Here is a 6,045-nt window from a genome sequence, read left to right as displayed (position 1 = left end):
AGGAGGCGCGGGCGCGCATGTCGGGGACGACGGAACCGAGCAGCATCGCGGTTCGCAGCGAGGTCAGCGCATCTTCCGGACGCACGAACAGAGCCGGCGGCGCGCGGCGGCCGGCGCGCTGCAGCGCCGACAGCACCTCGACGATCTCGGCGCGGCGCGATTCCAGTAGGCTACGGGCCTGTGCCTCGCGGGCGTCGAGCGGACGCAGGCGGGCCTCGGCATCGTCGATGCGGGTTTCGATGCCGCGCGCGCGGGCGGCGATATCGATCAGTTGCTGGCTGAGCTTGCCGCGATCCTGACCGAGCGCGGCGATCTCCGCCTTGAGTTTTTCCTGCAGCTCGGCGGCGTTTTTCTGCTGCGCCCGCGTTGCCTGGAGGTCCTGTTCACGTTGTCGGATGATATCGGGAGACGTTGAATTAATTGGCTGCGCCGGAACGGTGACTTGGGCGCCAGCCGGGGACGTCACCGCGACGACCAGACCTATCGACCATACCGCCACCGCCAACGCCACCGCCACCGCCACAGCCTGCGACGGTCCGCGGCGCACGGTATCGCGACAGGGAATATGGGGCCGCGGAGACTGCATCAGTCGATCGTCGCCTGTAATAGGTTTCAAACGCGGTGATACGGGTGGCCCGACAAAATTGTCGCCGCCCGGTAAATCTGTTCCAAAAGCATGACGCGAACCATTTGATGCGGCCAGGTCGCCGAGCCGAATGCAATACTCAGTCTGGCTGTGCGCCGCAATTCGGGCGAAAGTCCGTCCGCGCCGCCGATCAGAAAAATAGTCTGCGGCACCGACTCATCCCGCCACTTACCAAGATGCCGCGCAAAGCTGGCGCTGTCGATACTGCTACCGCGCTCGTCCAGCGCAACGAGGACGGCCTTTTCCGGAACCAACGCCGACATCGCGGAGCCTTCCTCGGCAATGCGGGTGACCGCATCGCGGGCGCGGCTTTCCGAAATTTCATGAATCGCCAGACCGCGAAAACCGAGTTTGCGGCCGATATCGTCGAAGCGAATGCGATAGCGCTCCGCCAGCTCACGCTCCGGGCCCTGCTTGAGCTTGCCGATCGAGATCACAACGAGATGCATCGCCGAAAGATTCAGGTTGGAGGTTTTGGCGTCGTTAGATACCGGCGCTCCGGGCGCGATGCGCTACGCCGTCTTGCTTCGTCGCGCCGGGGCCGTAACAGACTTTGGTGCCTGACGCAGCCGCATTGATGCGCGGCAGCGTGAAGCACGCCGCGGCGCATCCGGGACAGGCAGCTGCTCAGACCGCCTTGAGTTCGATCTTCGCCTCGTCGGCAGCACCGGTCGTCCACAGCCGCTCGAGATTGTAGAACTCGCGCACTTCCGGCCGGAACACATGAACGATGACTTCGCCGGAATCGATCAGCACCCAGTCACAATTCGGGAGGCCCTCGATATGGACCTTCTTGTTGCCGGATTCCTTCAGCCCCTTGGCGACATTCTCGGCCAATGATCCGACATGGCGGTTCGATCTACCGGTGGTCACCACCATGTAGTCGGAAAATGCCGAACGACCGCGCAGGTCGATGGTGACGGTTTCTTCCGCCTTCATGTCGTCGAGACGCTTCAGGATCAGTTCGAGCACTTCGGTCGCGCTGTCGCGCACCTGGGGTCCGGCAAGCGCGACCTTCTTGGCCTTTGTCACCTTCGGCGCGATTGCCTTGGGCAGAGCCACCTTCGGCTCGATTGTCTTTTTGGCGATCACAGCCTTCTTGGCGACAGGGGCCTTTTTCACCGCTGCCTTCTTCGGTGCCGCAGCCTTGGCGGCGGCCTTCTTTGGAGCTGCAGCAGGCTTGGCTGACTTCTTCGTTGCGCCAGCCTTGGATGAAATCTTCGATACAGAAGTGGCCAGGGACCATTCCTTTCACGGTACGGGACGCCGATTCCGACGACCGGTGAACAAGAGTATGCATGTGGGAGGCTTGGATTCAATATTCCAGCTGGGGCCTATAACACTTATCGGGCGAGTGTTGTGGAATTACGTCTTCCAGCTGCCGTCAGGATTGCGCAGCCGGGTCGAGGACAGGCTGAGCTTCAGCCCGGTCAGGAAGGTCCAGGCCGGGGGAAGCCGGTCGGCCAGTGACCGGGCGTCCCTCTCCGGTATCCGGTACCGCGCCAAAGCCTGCGCGGCGGTGCCGGCCAACCCGCGAAGCCCCATTTGCGAACGGTCGATCACCGCAATCGGCACTTCCGCGGCGATTCGCTGCCAGTTCTCCCAGCGGTGGAACTGGGCGAGATTGTCGGCCCCCATGATCCAGACGAAATGCGCGCCCGAACAGCGTTTTCGCAAATAGCTGATGGTATCGACCGTATAGCGGGTGCCGATCACCGTCTCGAGGCAGGTGACGTCGATCCGGGGGTCATCGGCCATATCGCGGGCGGCGGCGGCGCGCTCGGCGAGATCGTGCAGATTACTGTAATCCTTCAGCGGATTACCGGGCGATACCAGCCACCACACCCGATCCAGCCGCAGCCGCTTCAGCGCGAACAGGCTAATCGCCCGGTGCGCCGCATGCGGCGGATTGAACGACCCACCGAGCAGGCCGATTCGCATGCCTTCGCCATGAAACGGAATGTCGTGGCCGACGACTGAATGCGGCGCCAATTCAGTCTCCACGCGCACGACGGGAATGGATCACGGCCGGGTCTGTCCGGTGCCGTGAATCCGGTATTTGAAGCTCGTGAGCTGCTCGGCGCCGACCGGCCCGCGGGCGTGGAATTTGCCGGTAGCGATGCCAATTTCCGCGCCAAACCCAAACTCGCCGCCATCGGCGAACTGCGTCGAGGCATTGTGCAGCACGATCGCGGAATCGACCTCGTTGAGGAATTTGGTGGCGGCGGCGAGATCCTCGGTCACGATCGCATCGGTATGGTGCGAGCCGTGGTCGTGGATATGCGCGATCGCGCCATCGACGCCGTCGACGATCTTCGCGGCGATGATGGCGTCCTCATATTCGGTGTCCCAGTCCTCGCTGATCGCAGGCCTGACGCGCGCATCCACGGCCTGCACGTCGACGTCGCCGCGCACTTCGCAGCCCGCTGCGATCAGCATCTCGACCAGCGGCTTCAGATGCGTCGCGGCGGCCGCGCGATCGACCAGCAGCGTTTCCGCCGCACCGCAGACGCCGGTGCGCCGCATCTTGGCGTTCAGCACGATCGACTTCGCCATCTCGAGCGTCGCGGCATGATCGATATAGACGTGATTGACGCCTTCGAGATGCGCGAACACCGGCACCCGGGCCTCGGCCTCGACACGCGCCACCAGGCTCTTGCCGCCGCGCGGCACGATCACATCAACGCCACCATTCAGACCGCTCAGCAGCAGCCCGACCGCCGCGCGGTCGCGGGTCGGCACCAACGTGATCGCGCCTTCCGGCAGGCCAGCCTCGCGCAGCCCCAGCACGAGGCAGTCGTGAATAGCGCGGCAGGAGCGAAAGCTGTCGGAGCCACCGCGCAGGATCACCGCATTGCCGGATTTCAGGCACAGCACGCCGGCATCGGCCGCGACATTCGGACGGCTTTCGAAGATCACCGCGACGACGCCAAGCGGCACCCGGACGCGCTCGATAATCATGCCGTTCGGCCGTTGCCAGCTTTCGGTGATGGCGCCGACGGGGTCGGGAATATCGTGGATGACGCGAATGCCATCGGCCATCGCATCGACGCGCGCCGGGGTCAGCGTCAGCCGGTCGATGAAGGCCGCGGTAGCGCCATTGCCGCGCACTTCGGCGACATCCTCGGCATTGGCGGCCAGAATGGCGGTCGCCCCGTCACGGATCGCCCGCTCCATCGCGGCAAGCGCGCGATTCTTCTGCTCGGCGGATGCCACCGCCAGCACGCGCGCCGCGGCACGAGCGCCGGCGGCGAGGTCGTTCATCAGCGCCGGCAGGTCGGCCGTGCTGTCGATGGCTTTCAGCGATGCGGTCATATCGGGCCCGGACGGCAAAAGGACTGTTGTCGGCAAAATAGGGACTCGCGACGCTCAGGTCAAAGCGTGTTCGGCATGGCCAGCGCGCAAACGCGAGTCAGGCCGCCCGCACCGACGCCAGGAAATCGCCGACTTCGGCCTGCAACGTCCTGGCCTGCGCTGCCAGCCGGTCGGCCTCGCCAAGCAGGCCGGAGGCCGCCTGGCCGGTCGCCTCGACCGCTTCGCTGACGCCGTTGATGTTCTGCGACACGTGCCGGGCGGAATCCGCGGCTTCCTGGACGTTGCGGGTGATCTCCTGGGTCGCCGCGCCCTGCTGCTGCATCGAGGCTGCGATCGTGGTGGAGATGTCGTTGACCTCGACGATGGTCATCGAGATCCGCTTGATCGCCGCCACCGCGTCGGCGGTCTCGGCCTGGATGGTCTCGATCTGGGCGCGAATGTCGTCCGTCGCCTGCGAGGTTTGCGTCGCCAGCGACTTCACCTCGGAGGCGACCACCGCGAAGCCGCGGCCGGCGTCGCCGGCGCGCGCCGCCTCGATCGTCGCATTCAACGCCAGCAGGTTGGTCTGGCTGGCGATCTGGGTGATGAAGGCGACCACCTCGCCGATCTTCTGCGCGGCATCGGCGAGGCCGGCGACGCTGGCATTGGTCTTTTCGCTCTCTTCATTGGCCTTGCGCGCCACCACGGAGGCCTGCGTTACTTGGCGGCTGATCTCGCTGATCGAGGCCGCCAGTTCCTCTGAAGCCGAAGCGACCGTCTGCACATTGACGGTGGACTCCTCGGCGCCGGCGGCCACCGCCGCCGTGCGCTGCTGCGTGTTCTCGGCATTGGCCGACATCGTCCGCGCGGTGTTCTGCATCGCGGACGCAGCCCCCGACACGGCGCCAACGATACCGCCGATGCGGGCTTCAAAACCATCCGCCATCTCGCGCATCGCCTGCTTCTTCTGCTGCTCGGCCCGCGCGCCGACCTGCTCCTGCTCGGCCTGCAGCGCCTGCATGGCCACCGCGTTGCTCTTGAACACCTGCACCGCCTTGGCCATCTCACCGACTTCATCGCGGCGCGCGGCCTCGGTGATATCGACCGAGAGATCGCCGCCGACCAGCCGCTCCATCTTGTCCTTCAAGCCGGTCAGCGAGTTACTGATGTTCCGGCTCAGCAGCAGGATCAGCCCACCACTGATCAACAGCAGCACCAGGCCGTAGCCCGCCAGCCGATACACCACCGCGTAAAAATCCGCTTCAAGATCATCGATCCAGACGCCCGTCGATATGATCAGGTTCCACGGCTCGAATTTCTTGACGAAGGTCATCTTCGGAAACAGCTCAGTAGCGCCGGTCTCCTTGGGATAGCCATAGGTCGCCATGCCCTCGCCATTCGAGCCCAGCGATGCTTTCAGATTTTCCGACATGTAGCGGCCATCCGGCAGCTTGTTGCCGCGACCGCCTTCGATCTTCGGGACGCCGGCATTCATGAACCACACGCCGTCATTGTCCACGATGGCGACGTAAGAACTGTGATTGTCGAACCACATCGCGCGGCTGATTTCCTTGAACCGCGCCATCGCCTCATCACGCGTCAACTTGCCAGCCCTGACCTGGGCGTCGAACGACTGCGCCTGTTCATGCGCCAGTTCCGCCACTGCCCGGAGCTTGGCGATACGATCGTCCAGCATGCGCTGGTGCAAGATCGAGGTCGAAGTCCAGATCGACACCGCCAGCGACAAGCCGGTCAGCAGCAACACCAGCAGCAGTTTGGTTCGGATCTTGACGGCGTTGATGAAGCTCATGACGGCCTATGCGGTTCGAGGGTCGTCAATAGGGTGGCATTACACTACTAAAATACAGTTAGCCGGTGACATCATGCGTTATTTTTGTCCGTCCGGCTCCGTATTCAGGCGTCAGGCCACCCGTATGGAGGCGAGGAAATCGCCGACTTCGGCCTGCAACGTCCTGGCCTGCGCTGCCAGCCGGTCGGCCTCGCCGAGCAGGCCGGAGGCCGCCTGGCCGGTCGCCTCGACCGCTTCGCTGACGCCGTTGATGTTCTGCGACACGTGCCGGGCGGAATCCGCGGCTTCCTGGACG

Annotated in this window: 5 protein-coding genes and 2 pseudogenes; all 7 read right to left on the bottom strand. The window is 64.4% G+C overall.

All coding sequences use genetic code 11. The annotated features are described in order from the left end of the window. Positions 1 to 586, bottom strand: a pseudogene (locus Q0S16_RS17495) (hypothetical protein); the annotation flags it as partial. A gap of 26 nt (positions 587 to 612) precedes the next feature. Further along, a complete protein-coding gene (gene rlmH / locus Q0S16_RS17490) occupies positions 613 to 1,095 on the bottom strand; it encodes a 23S rRNA (pseudouridine(1915)-N(3))-methyltransferase RlmH (RefSeq protein WP_295850596.1) in 483 nt (160 codons plus the stop codon). 178 nt (positions 1,096 to 1,273) lie between these two features. Next, entirely contained in the window at positions 1,274 to 1,639 is a 366-nt protein-coding gene (rsfS, locus tag Q0S16_RS17485) for a ribosome silencing factor (protein WP_295850598.1), read from the bottom strand. Positions 1,640 to 2,011: 372 nt separating this feature from the next. Continuing rightward, positions 2,012 to 2,638: a nicotinate-nucleotide adenylyltransferase gene (locus Q0S16_RS17480; RefSeq protein WP_295850595.1), complete on the bottom strand. Its 627-nt coding sequence runs from the start codon at positions 2,636 to 2,638 to the stop codon at positions 2,012 to 2,014. A 30-nt stretch (positions 2,639 to 2,668) separates the two neighbouring features. After that, positions 2,669 to 3,961: a glutamate-5-semialdehyde dehydrogenase gene (locus tag Q0S16_RS17475; RefSeq protein ID WP_295850593.1), complete on the bottom strand. Its 1,293-nt coding sequence runs from the start codon at positions 3,959 to 3,961 to the stop codon at positions 2,669 to 2,671. Positions 3,962 to 4,058: 97 nt separating this feature from the next. Continuing rightward, a complete protein-coding gene (locus Q0S16_RS17470) occupies positions 4,059 to 5,750 on the bottom strand; it encodes a methyl-accepting chemotaxis protein (protein WP_295850590.1) in 1,692 nt (563 codons plus the stop codon). A gap of 111 nt (positions 5,751 to 5,861) precedes the next feature. Further along, positions 5,862 to 6,045 (bottom strand): annotated as a pseudogene (locus tag Q0S16_RS17465) (hypothetical protein); the annotation flags it as partial.

The sequence above is a fragment of the Tardiphaga sp. genome (genome assembly GCF_025356345.1).
Lineage (GTDB): Bacteria > Pseudomonadota > Alphaproteobacteria > Rhizobiales > Xanthobacteraceae > Tardiphaga.
The sequence above is the reverse complement of the archived record's forward strand: the minus strand, read 5'-3'. Positions and strand labels throughout refer to the sequence as shown.